We start from the raw sequence: 15,044 nt of genomic DNA, 5'->3' as shown, positions 1-15,044 counted from the left end.
AAAGCAAAAAGGATCTTCATCGAAGATCCTTTTTTATAAGAAAACATCAGCTGAACACCGGTCTAAATCACAGCTCGAATCTGCTTCGTATAGAAAAACCTTACAATAAAAAAGTAAACAACCTGTATCAAGAAAAAGATACTCAGTACAATCGCAGACTCTTTGAACAGATTGTATTGAAACATATTGGATAAGGCGGTAAGAGCAACTGCCCCATGAATTAGAGCAATGATAATTGGTGCAAAGAACAATATAGCTGTTTGTCTGTTCAGTACCTTCTTCAGTTCACCCTCTGTTAAACCAATTTTCGCAATTGACTGGAATTTTTGTTTGTCTTCATCTAGATCGGTGTATAAACGGAAGTATAGAAAACTTCCTGCTGAGACGAAAAAGACAATTCCGATAAATAATCCAACAAACAAGATAGGGCCGTACATTTTGTTTATTTCGTATACTTCATAATCAACAGAAGTATACTGATAGTCTTCAGAATATCTCTTAAGGTCTTTCGCTAATACTTTCCCAACTTCAACCAATTCTTGCTGAGAACCTTTTGCATTCCAAATATAGAGATCATCTTCTTCAATTGGTTCTTTTAGTTGATTAAAATCCTCATCGGTAACCACATAGTACGCTAGGTTACCAGGCATAGATGCAGATTCGATTATTTCTATTGGCTTAGCAGTTCCAGACTTTAACTCAATTGGTTGATTCATCATTTCTTTTGCTAGCTCATTATTAAAAAGTACATAACCTACTACGATTGCTTGACCATTTTTAAGCTGAATGGAATCAGTGTCTAATAGATTGTTAAGTCGATTATAGTCTGATTGCTTTACGATAAGTGTAGGTGCATCCCCATCACTTAATTCAAAATAACTTAGCGTCATATTTTCCTTCTCTACTTTTACTTTCTCGTTGCTTAGTTCCTCTTCAATTAACGCGATATCATCCTTTTTTGTCGTTGATCCAGCAAATGATGTGTACGTAATCGAATAGGGATTATTCTCCTTCAATCCACCTGTGATTAACGTTTGAAACCCAAAAAGTGATCCGATTGCACAAAAGGATACAGTTGAAATGATCGCAACCATAAAAAATGTCCGTGCATTGTCTTTCATACGAAAGGATAGATCTGAAAAGAGAACCATATTTGTTTTCTTCCAAAAAATTGTTTCCTTGTTTTTAAGCTTTCGAATGACATACACATTTAATTGAGTAAATAACAAATAAGTACCAATAATCACAACGATCACAACTGGTACCATGACGACTGTAACAGCCAAGCCTTTTGCCAGTAAGGCTGTAATGTAGCCGCCCCCAAGTAGAAGAATCGCGATGATTGTCAAAAAGATCGAGGACTTTGGTTCACCTTTTGACTTTTTGCTTCCTTTAATAAGGTTGATTAGCTTTCCACTTCGTAATAAAAACGAAACTGAAAAAGAGATAACCAAGAAAAGTACGATAAAGGAAGTAAATGTAGCTAAAATAGCCTTTAAAGGTAAATAAAAGTTAAGATCAGTACCGATGACTAGGACATTTTCCGCAATAAGTAAAATCACTTTTGAGAATACCAGACCAAGTGCAATTCCACCTAATGTAGCAAAAAATCCAATAAGCATATTCTCTAGAAACACCATTGAACGAATTTGTCTCGTTGACATCCCCTGGATCATTAAAATCCCGAATTCTCTTTTTCTCGACTGAATAAAGGAGCCCATTGAATATAAGACAAAGAAAAACGAAAAGACATAAATAATCCCAGCTGCAACAGTTAGACCAGTCGTCACATGTATATTCATGTCTGGTCCAGTTAACGCTGGGTGAAACGCAAAGATTGCAAATGTGAAAAAGACCATAACAGTAAACATGCTACTAAGAAAGTAGGCGGCATATAAACGTTTATTTCTAGTAACATTTTTAAACGCGAATTGACGAAAGGTCATTTGCATTACCTCCCAACAGGGAAAGAGTATCAATGATTTTCTGAAAGAAGGCCTGACGATTGTCACCGCGATGGATCTCGGAATAAAACCTTCCATCCTGAATAAAGACGACACGATTGCAGTAGCTAGCCGCAAGTGGCTCATGTGTTACGAGCATCATCGTCGTCTGTAGTTCACGATTAATGGACTCAAGCATTTCCATGACATCTTTTGATGCTTTAGAATCCAGATTTCCAGTTGGCTCATCTGCAAGTAGTAGCTTAGGCTGATGAATCATTGCTCGCGCTATCGCTGCTCTCTGCATCTGTCCACCTGAAATTTCGTAGGTGCGTTTTTTCATTATGTTTGTAATTCCAAGCTTTTCAGCAATCGCTCCTGCTTTTTGTTTCATTTCACTAACTTGATGCCCATCCAATGTTAAAGGTAAGACGATGTTTTCTTCTACTGTTAGGGTGTGGAGTAAATTAAAGTCTTGAAAGACAAAGCCCAACTCACGTCTGCGGAATTTTGCTAATGCATCTTTTTTCAGAGAGTGAGGATTTTTTCCATCAATCAAAATTTCTCCTGTTGTAGGTTCGTCAATTGTCGCAACCATATTAAGTAGCGTCGTTTTCCCACTTCCAGAGGGCCCCATGATTCCAACAAACTCCCCCTTTTCAATTGTTAAATCTATATCTGTTAAAGCACGATATGGAATTTTCCCTTCATAGATTTTACTCACTTTATTTACGTCTAGCATCACAAGATCTCCTTTCAATTCGTTATCATTTGATCTGTGATTAGTGTAACCAATCTACTGTATCCAAACTATCGATTCGCCTTTCAGTTTCCTTACGAGGCTGTAAGGTTTTGTGATGTAGTGAAAATAAGTCTAATTGTTGTTCCCCTGCCTACCTTTGAAACTAGCTCGATTCTATGTCCAAGATGGTTTACTACTTCTTTCGTTAAATATAGCCCCATGCCTGTAGATTCGCGAAATTCCCGGCCATTTTCTCCTGTATAAAATGGATCAAATACACGTTTTAAATCAGTATCAGGGATTCCAACACCAAAGTCGGTCACTTGTAGAACTGCTTCGTGATCTTTTTCATAGATAGAAATATTGATTTTATTACTTTTACCAGCTGAATATTTAACAGCATTATTAATAAGCTGTGATAGGATAAAGAAGAGCCACTTTTCATCTGTTTCAACAAGAATGCCTTCCTGCTCTTCTTGTAATTTTGGATATACCTGGTTTCGGATGTAAAGCCGTCGATTGGCACGGTTTACCTCATTCACTATTTTCACCAAGTCAACCTGTTTTACATGAAAATCCTGTTCAATAGTCCTAAGGCGGGCCATATAGAGAATGGTATTTAACCCTGTACTTATTCGTTCTGTTTCTTCACGAATATCAGAGGATTCCGGTTCATCTAGGTTTTGTGCTGTTAGTTCAATGACAGAAAGCGGTGTTTTCATTTGATGCACCCATTGATCCATAAATGTTAGATGCTCTTTTTGCTGATGTTCCACGCTCATTAGTTGCTGTTGATAATGCTTGTACTGCGTTTTTAACAGCTGATCCAATGCTTCTGTAATTGGCGCTTGCTCCAGTTTTTGAAAGGAGTCGTCAAGTGAGACGAGTGGTTTGCTAAGACGGTTGTAGAATTTGCGTCGACTATAATAGTGATAAATCAGGTAGCAACTTAAAAAGAAAAAACCGAGAAAAGCAGCATATAGAGCTGGTTTGAGTTGCTGGTAGCCTTCGAGCCAATAGATTGAGAAAATAGTAAAAAACTGTACACATTGTACAGCAATTAACAGGTAATGCTCCCGGAAAAATAGCTTCATGTTTTTACACGCTCTCCCCATGAGACAATTAATCTGTAACCTGCCCCTCTAACTGTTTCCACCGCTTCTTCTATGCCTATTTTTTGAAATTTCTTTCTAACTCGTGTGATATTAACATTCAGTGTATTCTCGTCTACGTAAGATTGATCTTCCCAAAGTTTTTCAAGTAAATCTTCACGACCAGAAATACGTGGATAACGCTCAATTAAACTCTCAATAATATCAGCTTCATTTTTTGTCAGGGATACACTATCATGACCCAGCTTCAATTCTAACCTTTCAGGATACAACTCCAGTCCTTTGATTTTTAAAACCCTCTCGTTAGCCTTCATTGCATATTCACCATAAGCACGGCGAAGCTGACTGCGAATTTTCGCCATAACAATTTCAGCGTGGAACGGCTTGGTAATAAAATCATCCCCACCGTTTTCCAGTGCCATTACCTGTTCCATCTCACCTGTCCGTGCAGATATAAAGATAACCGGACAAATCGATTGCGTGCGAATCTGTCTGCACCAGTAATAACCATCAAAGCTTGGTAGATTGATATCTAGCAGAACTAGATCAGGCTTATTTTCATAAAATACATCCATCACATGCTGAAAATCATTTACTAAAAATACATCATAACCATATTTACTTATGTAAGTCTGCAGCAATTCAGCAATTTTAGGATCATCTTCAACAATCATAATTTTTTGCATATCCGTCTCCCCTTTATTGGATGTAATTATGCCATAAAATGGATGGTTTTTCAAAAGGAATGTGAGACCTTATGAAAGCATACTAAAAAGGAGTTGTTTTCACATCTCCTTTACTTTAATGGTTCAAACATTCAGTTTAACTAACAACTTTGTCATGTCTAAGATTGGACACATTTTTCACAGTTTTAGCTACAAACGAAGTGCCTTTCGCTTGTCAACAACTACCATTAATAGAATAAGCGGTAAAATCAATAAACAAAGAACAACCCAGAATTGCCACGTATCATAATCTGAAAAGTTTTGCCAATAATCAAACCATAAATTAGTATGCTTAAGCTGTACTTCTTTCAAATGACCAAAATGTGTTTTCTGGTCTTCACCCATGATTTTTTACTCCTAATCTTTTAATTTTTATCATCCATTTAACGTAAATCTTATGCACTTAATTGAAAGTCTTAAACAACCGGAATCTAACTTGCTTTTTTGGTAATTTTTCCCCACTCTTTAAAACAACATTCTGAGGAAATAATAACGTTAAAAAGCATGTGGAGGTGATAACTTTGTCCCATGATCACGAAAGAGATTGGATTACTGTTGAGGATAATGACGGTAACAAAAAGCAGTTTGTCGTAGAAGCATTATTGGCAATTGAAGAAGATACCTACGCTTTATTAAGATCAGAGCATGAGCTTGATCATGCGATTGTAATGCAAGTCGAGAATGAAGATGACGAACAGTATCTTATCGGCATAAATGATCCGCGCAAAAAAACTATGGTACTTGATGCATATGAAATTGCAGTCGAAGCAAATCCAGCAGATTAACTTGTTAGGAAGAAGGAATAATTCATGGATACTAACATTATTGATGTGATGGATGAAGATCTAAAAAACCAAATTGAAAAAGAAATTAATGGCATGACTTTCACAAAAAATTTTCGATCTCCAACTGCTGAAGAATGGTATATTTTCTTACCAAACTATAAAGATCCCGTGACAGGTGGAGCATCTGGTAAAACTATCATCCACTACAATCTTTACGATACAAAACATATCTTTATTAACACGACGATTATTTTTGATGATCCTGCATTGCATAAAAGCGAATTACATCGGCTTGTTTATGCGATTTCAGATGAAATTGTCAATCGCCTTGTTGGATATGCGGACACTTTATTATCTGTTCACTCAGGTGAAAATTCATACAATGCTGAATATAAACAACAATAAAATGCAGATTTCAGGATTTACAATAACTGGGTAAATCTATAAACAAGAACAAATATCGAGGGGTGAAACTATGAACAATGAACTTATACAAGCCATTAAAGATTATGCACAACCATTAAACAATCCCAATGACATCAACTCCCTTCTTCATGAGATTGAGATGCAAAAATTTGTATTATTAGGGGAAGCATCACATGGGACGTCTGAATATTATAAAATTCGTGCTGAACTATCCAAAAAGCTTATTGCAGAAAAAGGCTTCACCTTTTTGGCTGTCGAAGGCGACTGGCCTGCATGCCAATATGTAAACCGTTATATAAAAGGCTTTGATCAAGTCACTCCAAATGCCAGAGAAGTGTTACAATCCTTTAACCGTTGGCCTACTTGGATGTGGGCAAATGAAGAAATGATTGAGCTTATCGAATGGTTAAAGGAATATAATCAAAAGCAGCCAAAAGATAAACAGGTTGGTTTTTATGGAATTGATATTTATTCTTTATGGGAATCAATGGATGAAATCATCAATTATTTAGAAAAAACTCATTCTCCCCAATTAGACGATGCAAAAAAAGCATTTGCTTGTTTTGAACCCTTTAATCGCCAACCAGAAAGATATGGTGTATCTGCCGCCCTTTATTCAGAAGGATGCCATGATGAGGTCATCAAACTTTTAACAGAAATTTGTTTAAATAAGAATAAACAATTTGACTTCGAAGAGAATCGTTTAAACCTTGAAGTAAATGCTCTTATTACAGCAAATGCTGAAAATTATTACAGAACAATGGTAGTAAATGATAACGAATCCTGGAATATTCGCGATCGGCATATGGTTGAGGTAATCAATAAAATTAGTGAATATTACGGCAACCAAGCAAAAGGAATCATCTGGGAACATAATACTCATGTTGGTGATGCACGAGCAACTGATATGGCTGATGAAGGTATCGTAAACGTTGGACAATTACTAAGAGAACAAAAAGGGAAAGAGGCCCTCTTTATTGTTGGATTTGGAACACACCGCGGGACTGTAATTGCAGCTGATCAATGGGGTGTGAATTTTGATAAAATGATTATTCCACCAGCTAAAGCCGGTAGCTTTGAGGATGCTTTGCATAAGGCAGGTTCGGATGACAAGCTATTAATCTTCAACAATGAAAACCATCATAAATTTAATCGAACAATAGGTCACAGAGCTATTGGAGTCGTTTATAATCCTAAATTCGAACATTATGGTAATTATGTTCCTTCAGTAATATCAGACCGGTATGATGCGTTTGTTTATGTTAATTATACGAATGCTCTTAATCCTCTTGAAGTGGAAGAAGTTTTTTTATAAAGAATTAAGGTAGCGAAGGGTTGATTTCATCATTCTATTCACAAAAGAAAAAATAAATTAAAAAAAGACTAGAAAAAATTTCAAACCTTGTTATAATGCTTATTGAGTACATGACATTATATAAAAGGTGGTCGATTATGGGGAATACTTGTAGGTATGTTGTCAATGCGGTTGGTAAATGTGGAGAAACATACTATACCCAATTAAATGATAAAAAAGAACTAAAAAATTGGATAACTGACCATCAAGAAAAATTAGTAATGAATGAATTAAAAATTGTTGATAAGGAAATTCATCCTCTCTTAAAATGGTTTAATTCCAAAAAAATGATGTAAGTGCATTTTATAAATACTAATGACAAAAAAAGGTTCAATTCGAATAGGAATTGAACCCTTTTTCATTACTCTAGGAGGTCCGTTGGGGAAGGATAAACACTATTAATGTAGAATATCGATAATAACATCATTATTAGCTTACAATCCCGTAAGCAAAGGAGAATATATTATTATGTACGAACTCAAAACAAAAGAAACCGACAACAGTGTTGTAGAGTTTATTGAACTTGTGGACAGCCCTAAAAAACGTGAAGATGCTTATAAATTGTTAGATATTTTCACTCTAACGACAGGTTTTAAAGCGAAGATGTGGGGGCCGAGTATTATTGGCTTTGGTGCCTATCATTATAAATATGAATCTGGTCATGAAGGCGATGCACCACTAGTAGGCTTTTCACCTCGAAAAGCAAAAATCAGTTTGTATTTTGCAACAGGTGACACAAAACGTGAGGAATTGTTAAAAAATTTTGGGAAACATACAAGCGGAAAAGCGTGTGTATACATAAATAAAGTAGCAGATATTGATATTGAAGTTCTAAAAGCGTTAATTAACCAATCAGTAATATTTCTAAAAGAAACGTACCCAGATTAAAAATTTATCCTAAAATGATAAGTTTATGAATCATTTAAAAATCATCAAAACAGAAAAGTGGTCATTCTTAAAGGAATGGCCTTTATATATTTTGGCATAATAAAAACAACTTCACGAGTTAGTTCTGCCAAAAATCACCACCACTTTTATACTAATCTTTAAAGAACGGCCATGTTAAATTTAAGTGATTAGATGGTAAATAACAACAAATAGGTTATCATTTCTATATGCAAAAGAACGACTAATGTTAGGGGATATTTATATCTATGCCGAAGTCCAATAAAATGAAAAGAATCATAAAACCGTTTAAATGGGTAAAAATTAATCCCGCACAAACATTATCACTAGGATTTTTGTGCCTCATTGGATTAGGTACATTGTTACTCATGTTACCCTTTGCTACAAAAGATCGACATCACTTATCTTTTATTGATGCATTATTTGAAGCAACCTCTGCTGTTTGTGTAACAGGATTAGTGGTAGTAGATACTGAAACAACTTTTACGCTTTTTGGTCAAATTGTTTTAATGGTATTAATCCAAGTTGGTGGACTTGGTTTTATGACTTTCGGAATCATTATTGCGATTGTATTAGGGAAAAACATAGGTTTGAAAGGAAGACTCATGATTCAGGAATCCTTAAATCAACTTTATATTGAAGGAATGGTTAGACTTGTTAAGTTTGTTGTTGGGTTCACGTTCATAATTGAAGGAATCGGAGCTGTTATCTTAGCCATACGCTGGTCTCACGATTTTGGATTTCCAAAATCCTTATTCTATGGCCTATTTCATTCTATTTCTGCCTTTAATAATGCGGGCTTTGACCTAATGGGAGAGTTTCGCAGTATCACAGGATATGTTGGTGATCCTACAATTATCTTAACACTTAGTTCCTTGTTTATAATTGGAGGAATAGGATATTTCGTCATATTAGATATTTTCAAGAAGAAATCATGGAAGAAGCTTTCCTTACATACAAAATTAGTCCTTTTAATGACATTAATTCTTAATTTACTTGGTACAGTCCTGATCTTTACTTTGGAGTACAATAACCCCGGAACATTGGGTGGATTATCATCTCTAAAGGATAAAGTGTTAGGTGCTTATTTTCATGGGGTAGTTCCTAGAACAGCAGGTTTTAACACGTTGAATTTACCGGAATTAACGCTAAGTTCCCAATTTGTTACGATTTTGCTTATGTTTATCGGTGGAGGCTCTGGAGGTACAGCTGGAGGAATTAAAGTGACCACGTTTTTCATTCTCATCCTTGCTGTTTGGACTGTATTGAAAAGAAAAGAAGATGTTAACATCATGAACAGGCGCATACCAAAGGATTTAATCTTTAGAGCCTTTTCCATCACTGTTTACTCGACAGCCGTTGTATTTTTGATTTTGTTTATCTTAACGATTACAGAAAACGCTCCTTTGAATGTTTTACTTTTTGAAGTGGTTTCAGCGTTTGGAACAGTTGGAATGTCGCTAGGGTTAACACCTGAATTAAGTACACCAGGTAAAGTAATCATATCCCTTCTGATGTTTATAGGTAGAGTAGGCCCACTTACTTTAGCCTTTGCTTTAGCTAAGGAAAATAAAAAACTTCCTTTTAAATATGTGGAAGAGAAGATTATGATTGGATAAAAAAGTAGAGGATGACTCAAGGAGATCTGAGCTAGTCAAATCCAACTTTTATATAGGTCTTTCAGGCATTGAGAGTCTATATATTGATTTGGAGTTGTCTGAACTTATGGTTCCTGAGTCAGCCTCTATTTACATTAATATTTTAAAATAAATATACTATTTGACTATTTATTGTTTCCGATCCTTTGTGTCTTTTATAATCAACTAACCTTTCGCTCAAATTTGAAGGGAATCTTACTGAAGTTATTTTTATTTAGTATTCCAATGACATTAGCTGAAGTTTTTTTTGAACGCAAAACAAAACTTATTAAATTTAATAAAAATTGGCATTGGTATCATACCCTACTATCAGAAACATTCATCATGCTGTTTGTTCGTATGTTTATTGGGTTGATTAGAATTATTCAGAGTAAAAAATCATTTTAAGCTTGGAATGTTCTATTTCTTTTCTAAAAAAAGTATGAACTTCTTCTGTTTAGTCGTTTACATAATCGGTACATTCAAAAAAAGGATCTTTGAATTTATTCCCCACCCTCACCGCATCATCATTGATATCATCACTATCACGTGTATACAGGTTACCATTGTCGCATTTGCTGGAAAGACAAGAATGTTACGGGAATGATTTCTTTAATGTTTTTAATGCTTTTTATTTTAGTCAGTTCGTTTTTTGTGAAAATGAAATAGAGGAGCTACTTTTTAGCTCCCCTGTCTTAACAGGATAAACTCGGAATGAAGTTTTCTATCATCATGAGATAAAACGTTACTGTAAATGCTTTGGTGGTATTATATTATGATTATTTTTCTTTATTTCAGTAAAAAGGTTTTCCTGCTTTAGAGGTAGATTGAGTTGTTCATTTAATTGGTTTAATTGCTCAGTTAATAAACTTAATTGCGGATTATTGGAGATTAAGCTACTAATCGATTGTTGAAGTTGCTGAAATTCTTTTTTTGTAACTGGTTGTGCATCCTGTTTTAGCGCGTAGCCTAATTGTCCATTGGGTTCTAATGTAGCCCACTGAACATCACTTATTTTACTTACATTTTGTTGTCTTAATTTCATTTCTAATTGGTCTACGGTTAAACGAAGTTTACTTAAATTCTTTTCATTTAGAATTCCATTTTCAATGACAATTTTTGATTGGCCAGTTATGAATTTTTCAAAACGATCACTTTTCAATTCCAAGTATTCTATTATGACAAGCGTTACTACAAGGATGCCCCCAACTCCAAATGTAGTAGCAAGATTTTTTCCAGCAACAGGCTGTATAAGCAATGAACCAATTCCGACCATGATTACGGTTTGAGCAAGCGTCATTTGCGAAATTGACTTTCTTCCTGCAACTCTTAAAAGCAAAGTTCCTACAATGACAATAAGGATTGCCTTCCAAACCCAATCTAGCTCCATTAAAATCCCCTCATTTCCAAGTGATGATTCCCGAACAATTTATGTTATTATTATGCCTCTCTTTAGTAGAAAGATGTATTTGTTAAAAATGAAAGGATATGGATAATAAAGCTCAAGATTTTGGTTACCACTCTAGGCTCTTTTTCTTATGAAGCTATAGATATTAAGCATACGCAAATTGAAATGGTGCAATCTTTGGCGAAGTGGAAAAGGATGGCTCTTACTAGATATAAATTTACCGTTGGTGAAGGACATTATACAAATATGAATGCTGTTCGAAGAGGTGAGGTATTAGATAATCTGCACTCGATGTATGTTGATCAATGGGATTGGGAGAAAGTTCAGGCTTCTGTTTGGAATGAGCAAATTATTAGTGAATGTAAAGAAAGAGATATCAACCTTTTGTAGGGAAGATCTTCATAAGATGTAACAAAAAAGTTTTCTTGATATTTCTTGATATTTTTTGATCTATTTCATATGAAAAGTGAAAGCTAATTGGTTATCCTACTTCGTTTCCCACAATTGATACTTCCTAAGAGGTCAAATTATTCTATTTTTAAATAGGGGTCGCATTTTTTAATTATGTGTTATCCCCTTTTTTATGATTCGACGAATCTGCATTGTCTGACCGTTTCACACCCTTGCTTTTATACGGTTTGTTGCTTTTCGCTTTATTTTCACTTGCTTTCCAACGCGTCCAACCCTTTTTGCCTGTTCCTCTACCTGTCCCACTTTTACTTTTAGCTTTACTCATATCATCACTCCATTATTATTTAATTTTATTTTTTTGCTTAATTTTACCCTTTTCACTTCTATATTCATTGTGTATATAAGCAAAACAAACCAATTTCAAAGCTAAACTACTTTAATCCCTTCAACTAGTCTACCTATAATCGACGTAAAAAGATAGCGATTCATTTTTTAAAACGCTACCCACAGAAGATTTGTTTCATTTATTATCAAGTTACTATCGTGTATCTCGTTACTTATACCCCTCCACTACTTGGTACAAAATTAGTTTGTGTTGCTTTTTCTCCGACTATTAATATATTTTCATGTTTTTTATTCCCTCAGCAAATAATAATGGAACGTGTTGATACTTTTTATTTTTACTATCAACTGATTCTATCCATCTGAAAAATTCAGCTTTTCTTAAATAATGGATTCTTGGGTTAAAAATAGTCCTTGGGTTTCCATATGGAACTACGATTGGCAATAATAATGTTACAAGCATCTATATTCTCCTTCGTTTTTAGTAGCATATGCAAATAAAGGTTACAATTTGAAAAGCTTTTGACAAATTAACAGCATTAAGTAAAAATATAGCTATTTATTTTTACAAAACCTCACACGAAGCATAACCCCGCTCTGATTTAAAGACTTGGTTATACTTCGTATTGGAATATTTTAATGTAAAATCTACACGTTGCTTTATCATAATTGGTGAAATGTAGCTCATTGCACATATTCCCTCTTAAAAATAAAGACTTTTATTAGATTTAATATTTCCTTATAGTTAACTTATGAGGAATTGTTTTTTAAAATTATATGAATTCCTACTATAAATTAGCGAGGTAGCTTTATGAAAATTGAATCACCTAAAATACCTAATGATTTACCTTTAAAAAATTTCAATGATATTTTTTATGAGGAAGATCCCGAATTAGAATTGTGTCAAATAAATGATTCTATTTTTGATAACGAGATGTTACCTAGGGTGCGTTTATATAAAATGATCATAAGTAATTGTAAGTTTAACAATACTGATTTTTCAAATATTGATATAACCGATGTATTTTTTGATAACTGCGATTTTTCGAATGCTAAAATGCGAAACTCTTCCATACACAGAGTAAAATTCACGAATTGTAAATTACTAGGTGTGGATTTTACTGAGTCTAGCTTTGGTAATGTTGAGTTTAATGATTCTTTACTTAACTTGGCTTCTTTCGGGAATTCTAGGCTAGAAAAAGTTAAATTTCTAGATACTTCTTTAGAGAGTTCCGATTTTTATGAATGTTTATTTAAAAAACTCGAATTTAATTCGTGCAACATAAATAGTGTTAGCTTTGAAAGAACATCACTCAAGGGGATAGACATTAGTACATCTACTTTTGAATCACTTACAGTTTCTATAACTGACCTAAAGGGATGTAAAGTTTCTACTCACCAGGCAATTCAATTTGCTGCTCTATTGGAATTAATAATTATTGATTAATTCAATTAACCTTTGAAGATGTAAATTACAAACTTGATACAATATTAATGAACAATCCTTAACGAAAATCCACATTCACCTCGAATGTGGTTTTTTCGAGGTGAATGTGGTTTTTTCGAGGTGAAAAATCGAAAGATAGAAAAATTAATAATTGATTATTAGTTATGATGCTTGTTTTACAAAATAATAGCTAAACAGCACTTCAGCTTTTCTACCTACTTTACCATTCATCATAATTCTCAAATGGTTGAATATATTGCATTTAGAGTTATTTAAATTTGGTACAGCTTATAATACCACAATTGAAAATGGAGGAGAAAATGAAAAAGTTAATCAGCATTAGACTGGCAAGTATTATAATAATCACCATTAATACAATTGCGCTTTTCATGCATCTCCTGATACTTCTAAAAGTTGTACCATATGATTTTGTATGGGGAGGACGTTTAAAGAATGAAGTAGATTTAATCATTTTTGAAAGCATATCTATAGTTGTGCAACTACTATTTATGACAATTGTTGCTGTAAAAGCAGGATATGTTTTCAACGGAAAGTTCAAAAAAACTGTGAATGTTGGAACATGGGTAATGTTTGGACTTATGGCGCTTAATACAATGGGCAATTTAGCTTCAGCCTCTGTCTTGGAAAAAATGGTAATGACTCCAATAACCTGTTTGCTAGCACTTTTATTATTCAGATTAGCAATTGAATAAAGTGATTCGGGTGAGGATTGGTGAAGAATTTACAATTATTGGATCTTCCACTTTCACCATATCCCCCATATAATTACCTGTTAGGGGGGATATGAATGGCTGATTATAAGCAATATGTCTTTTTCGATTTTGAAATGTTATGTTCTGATTCAGGTATGGATTTTGAGAATATGGAGGCCATTCGTTTAGGAGCTGTAAAATATAATCTTGAAACAGGAGAAATTACGTATTTTGATCGTTTTATAAAACCCGAAAATCAGGAGCCTCTAACTGAGTTTTGTAAAACATTAACCGGGATTGAGGATTGTGATTTTATCAATGCAAGTGGTTTTAAAGTGGTCTTTGATGCCTTCCTTGTATGGGTTGGTGGTGTGAAAAAAACTCGCTATTTTTCGTGGTCGCCAAGTGATTTATCTCGTTTAAAAATCGATGCAACAAAACACGAAATCCCACAATGCACCATTAGCAAAATTGAAAAACGTTATATTGATTTCCAGATGATTTTTAAGCAGAGAGTCTCGAAGGGAAACGTTTCAGTTGCAGATGCTTTAGCGTTATATGGATTACAGTTTATTGGAGAAAAACATCATCCTATGTATGATGCCTATAATACACTAAGGATCTATTTACAGTTTTTAAATAAACCTATCCAATCTGATTTAATCATGCTAAAGCAATATCTCTTTGAAGAAGAGGTCCCACTTGATGTGAAGCAAATCAATGAGAAACTGAACGATCGCCTAAAACAAGATGCAATGCTAGTAACTGAACCATTACGAGAAGTGTATCGAATGCGGAATGTAAAAAAAATAAAAAAACCAATTCGAAGGATCGTTGAAAAATATGAAAATGTTTTGTTAAATCGTTCTGGTTTGTTTACCGAAGAGAACGTATTAATTGCTGGACATTTAGTGTCCTTCTATCATGATTTGCTGCTAACCTATGAAGAGCATTATTGCTATTCTTCTAAAACTATCATTTTTGATGAATATATGCTTCAGCCCTTGAAGCAGCTAGCTTTCAAGTAGGATGACGCAATCTAATATAAAGAAAAGTAGTGAGATTCATCTATATGAGAGTCCCCACTACTTGT

The 15,044-nt window shown here is 34.2% G+C and carries 18 protein-coding genes and 1 pseudogene; 11 read left to right on the top strand and 8 right to left on the bottom strand.

Annotated elements, in window-relative coordinates; genetic code table 11:
• Positions 1-62: 62 nt before the first annotated feature.
• The 5 genes from HUW50_RS17030 to HUW50_RS17010 all read right to left on the bottom strand — a co-directional run bounded on the left by HUW50_RS17030 (position 63) and on the right by HUW50_RS17010 (position 4,867).
• The gene (locus HUW50_RS17030; protein ID WP_066325563.1) at positions 63-1,946 is read right to left on the bottom strand and encodes an ABC transporter permease; all 1,884 of its coding nucleotides are present in this window, start codon (positions 1,944-1,946) and stop codon (positions 63-65) included.
• Complete coding sequence (locus HUW50_RS17025) at positions 1,921-2,685, bottom strand: ABC transporter ATP-binding protein (protein WP_066325561.1); 765 nt, start codon at positions 2,683-2,685, stop codon at positions 1,921-1,923. Before HUW50_RS17025 ends, HUW50_RS17030 begins: the two co-directional genes overlap by 26 nt.
• Positions 2,686-2,777: 92 nt before the next feature.
• Positions 2,778-3,779, bottom strand: coding sequence for a sensor histidine kinase (locus tag HUW50_RS17020; RefSeq protein WP_066325556.1), 1,002 nt, complete (start codon positions 3,777-3,779; stop codon positions 2,778-2,780).
• Positions 3,776-4,483 (bottom strand): response regulator transcription factor, encoded by a 708-nt coding sequence (locus HUW50_RS17015; protein ID WP_066325553.1) that lies wholly within the window; start codon positions 4,481-4,483, stop codon positions 3,776-3,778. Before HUW50_RS17015 ends, HUW50_RS17020 begins: the two co-directional genes overlap by 4 nt.
• 189 nt (positions 4,484-4,672) lie before the next feature.
• Positions 4,673-4,867, bottom strand: a complete 195-nt coding sequence (locus tag HUW50_RS17010) for a hypothetical protein (RefSeq protein ID WP_066325543.1) — start codon at positions 4,865-4,867, stop codon at positions 4,673-4,675.
• A 176-nt stretch (positions 4,868-5,043) separates the two neighbouring features.
• Here HUW50_RS17010 and HUW50_RS17005 point away from each other — a divergent pair, with 176 nt between their 5' ends.
• The 7 genes from HUW50_RS17005 to HUW50_RS27585 all read left to right on the top strand — a co-directional run bounded on the left by HUW50_RS17005 (position 5,044) and on the right by HUW50_RS27585 (position 10,038).
• Positions 5,044-5,307 (top strand): DUF1292 domain-containing protein, encoded by a 264-nt coding sequence (locus HUW50_RS17005; protein WP_066325542.1) that lies wholly within the window; start codon positions 5,044-5,046, stop codon positions 5,305-5,307.
• Positions 5,308-5,355: 48 nt separating this feature from the next.
• Positions 5,356-5,712 (top strand): hypothetical protein, encoded by a 357-nt coding sequence (locus HUW50_RS17000; protein ID WP_396652644.1) that lies wholly within the window; start codon positions 5,356-5,358, stop codon positions 5,710-5,712.
• A gap of 70 nt (positions 5,713-5,782) precedes the next feature.
• Positions 5,783-7,048 carry an erythromycin esterase family protein gene (locus HUW50_RS16995; RefSeq protein ID WP_066325533.1) on the top strand — a complete coding sequence of 422 codons (1,266 nt, stop codon included), beginning with the start codon at positions 5,783-5,785 and terminating at the stop codon, positions 7,046-7,048.
• Positions 7,049-7,185: 137 nt separating this feature from the next.
• Positions 7,186-7,383 carry a hypothetical protein gene (locus HUW50_RS16990; protein ID WP_066325524.1) on the top strand — a complete coding sequence of 66 codons (198 nt, stop codon included), beginning with the start codon at positions 7,186-7,188 and terminating at the stop codon, positions 7,381-7,383.
• A gap of 172 nt (positions 7,384-7,555) precedes the next feature.
• Positions 7,556-7,975 carry a DUF1801 domain-containing protein gene (locus HUW50_RS16985; protein ID WP_066325519.1) on the top strand — a complete coding sequence of 140 codons (420 nt, stop codon included), beginning with the start codon at positions 7,556-7,558 and terminating at the stop codon, positions 7,973-7,975.
• Between the two features lie 266 nt (positions 7,976-8,241).
• On the top strand, positions 8,242-9,612 hold the full coding sequence (locus HUW50_RS16980; protein WP_232328954.1) for a TrkH family potassium uptake protein: 1,371 nt from the start codon (positions 8,242-8,244) through the stop codon (positions 9,610-9,612).
• Between the two features lie 147 nt (positions 9,613-9,759).
• The gene (locus HUW50_RS27585) at positions 9,760-10,038 is read left to right on the top strand and encodes a CBO0543 family protein (protein WP_396652643.1); all 279 of its coding nucleotides are present in this window, start codon (positions 9,760-9,762) and stop codon (positions 10,036-10,038) included.
• Positions 10,039-10,375: 337 nt separating this feature from the next.
• Here the strand turns inward: HUW50_RS27585 and HUW50_RS16975 are convergent, their stop codons facing one another.
• Positions 10,376-11,020, bottom strand: coding sequence for a DUF421 domain-containing protein (locus HUW50_RS16975; RefSeq protein WP_066325518.1), 645 nt, complete (start codon positions 11,018-11,020; stop codon positions 10,376-10,378).
• 159 nt (positions 11,021-11,179) lie between these two features.
• On the opposite strand from HUW50_RS16975, the pseudogene HUW50_RS27140 reads away from it, so the two are divergent.
• Positions 11,180-11,377: pseudogene (locus tag HUW50_RS27140) on the top strand (aspartate--ammonia ligase); the annotation flags it as partial.
• A 223-nt stretch (positions 11,378-11,600) separates the two neighbouring features.
• On the opposite strand, the gene HUW50_RS16965 reads toward HUW50_RS27140, so the two are convergent.
• Together HUW50_RS16965 and HUW50_RS16960 are read right to left on the bottom strand one after the other, a co-directional pair.
• Complete coding sequence (locus HUW50_RS16965) at positions 11,601-11,774, bottom strand: DUF3934 family protein (RefSeq protein WP_083964438.1); 174 nt, start codon at positions 11,772-11,774, stop codon at positions 11,601-11,603.
• 288 nt (positions 11,775-12,062) lie between these two features.
• On the bottom strand, positions 12,063-12,254 hold the full coding sequence (locus HUW50_RS16960) for a hypothetical protein (protein ID WP_066325513.1): 192 nt from the start codon (positions 12,252-12,254) through the stop codon (positions 12,063-12,065).
• A gap of 348 nt (positions 12,255-12,602) precedes the next feature.
• Between HUW50_RS16960 and HUW50_RS16955 the strand changes: the two genes are divergently transcribed.
• From HUW50_RS16955 to HUW50_RS16945, 3 genes are all read left to right on the top strand, one after another.
• Positions 12,603-13,238, top strand: a complete 636-nt coding sequence (locus HUW50_RS16955; protein WP_066325510.1) for a pentapeptide repeat-containing protein — start codon at positions 12,603-12,605, stop codon at positions 13,236-13,238.
• 320 nt (positions 13,239-13,558) lie between these two features.
• On the top strand, positions 13,559-13,951 hold the full coding sequence (locus HUW50_RS16950; RefSeq protein ID WP_066325502.1) for a hypothetical protein: 393 nt from the start codon (positions 13,559-13,561) through the stop codon (positions 13,949-13,951).
• Between the two features lie 95 nt (positions 13,952-14,046).
• Entirely contained in the window at positions 14,047-14,979 is a 933-nt protein-coding gene (locus tag HUW50_RS16945; RefSeq protein ID WP_185653066.1) for a 3'-5' exonuclease, read from the top strand.
• Positions 14,980-15,044 lie beyond the last annotated feature (65 nt).

Source organism: Metabacillus sp. KUDC1714 (assembly GCF_014217835.1).
Lineage (GTDB): Bacteria > Bacillota > Bacilli > Bacillales > Bacillaceae > Metabacillus > Metabacillus rhizosphaerae.
This window is presented reverse-complemented; position numbering and strand designations above follow the sequence as displayed.

Coding starts and splice junctions, on each gene's coding strand:
- HUW50_RS17030 (WP_066325563.1), bottom strand. CDS start 1,946: ATGACCTTTCGTCAATTCGCGTTTAAAAATGTTACTAGAAATAAACGT.
- HUW50_RS17025 (WP_066325561.1), bottom strand. CDS start 2,685: ATGCTAGACGTAAATAAAGTGAGTAAAATCTATGAAGGGAAAATTCCA.
- HUW50_RS17020 (WP_066325556.1), bottom strand. CDS start 3,779: ATGAAGCTATTTTTCCGGGAGCATTACCTGTTAATTGCTGTACAATGT.
- HUW50_RS17015 (WP_066325553.1), bottom strand. CDS start 4,483: ATGCAAAAAATTATGATTGTTGAAGATGATCCTAAAATTGCTGAATTG.
- HUW50_RS17010 (WP_066325543.1), bottom strand. CDS start 4,867: ATGGGTGAAGACCAGAAAACACATTTTGGTCATTTGAAAGAAGTACAG.
- HUW50_RS17000 (WP_396652644.1), top strand. CDS start 5,356: ATGGATGAAGATCTAAAAAACCAAATTGAAAAAGAAATTAATGGCATG.
- HUW50_RS16995 (WP_066325533.1), top strand. CDS start 5,783: ATGAACAATGAACTTATACAAGCCATTAAAGATTATGCACAACCATTA.
- HUW50_RS16990 (WP_066325524.1), top strand. CDS start 7,186: ATGGGGAATACTTGTAGGTATGTTGTCAATGCGGTTGGTAAATGTGGA.
- HUW50_RS16985 (WP_066325519.1), top strand. CDS start 7,556: ATGTACGAACTCAAAACAAAAGAAACCGACAACAGTGTTGTAGAGTTT.
- HUW50_RS16980 (WP_232328954.1), top strand. CDS start 8,242: ATGCCGAAGTCCAATAAAATGAAAAGAATCATAAAACCGTTTAAATGG.
- HUW50_RS16975 (WP_066325518.1), bottom strand. CDS start 11,020: ATGGAGCTAGATTGGGTTTGGAAGGCAATCCTTATTGTCATTGTAGGA.
- HUW50_RS16965 (WP_083964438.1), bottom strand. CDS start 11,774: ATGAGTAAAGCTAAAAGTAAAAGTGGGACAGGTAGAGGAACAGGCAAA.
- HUW50_RS16960 (WP_066325513.1), bottom strand. CDS start 12,254: ATGCTTGTAACATTATTATTGCCAATCGTAGTTCCATATGGAAACCCA.
- HUW50_RS16955 (WP_066325510.1), top strand. CDS start 12,603: ATGAAAATTGAATCACCTAAAATACCTAATGATTTACCTTTAAAAAAT.
- HUW50_RS16950 (WP_066325502.1), top strand. CDS start 13,559: ATGAAAAAGTTAATCAGCATTAGACTGGCAAGTATTATAATAATCACC.
- HUW50_RS16945 (WP_185653066.1), top strand. CDS start 14,047: ATGGCTGATTATAAGCAATATGTCTTTTTCGATTTTGAAATGTTATGT.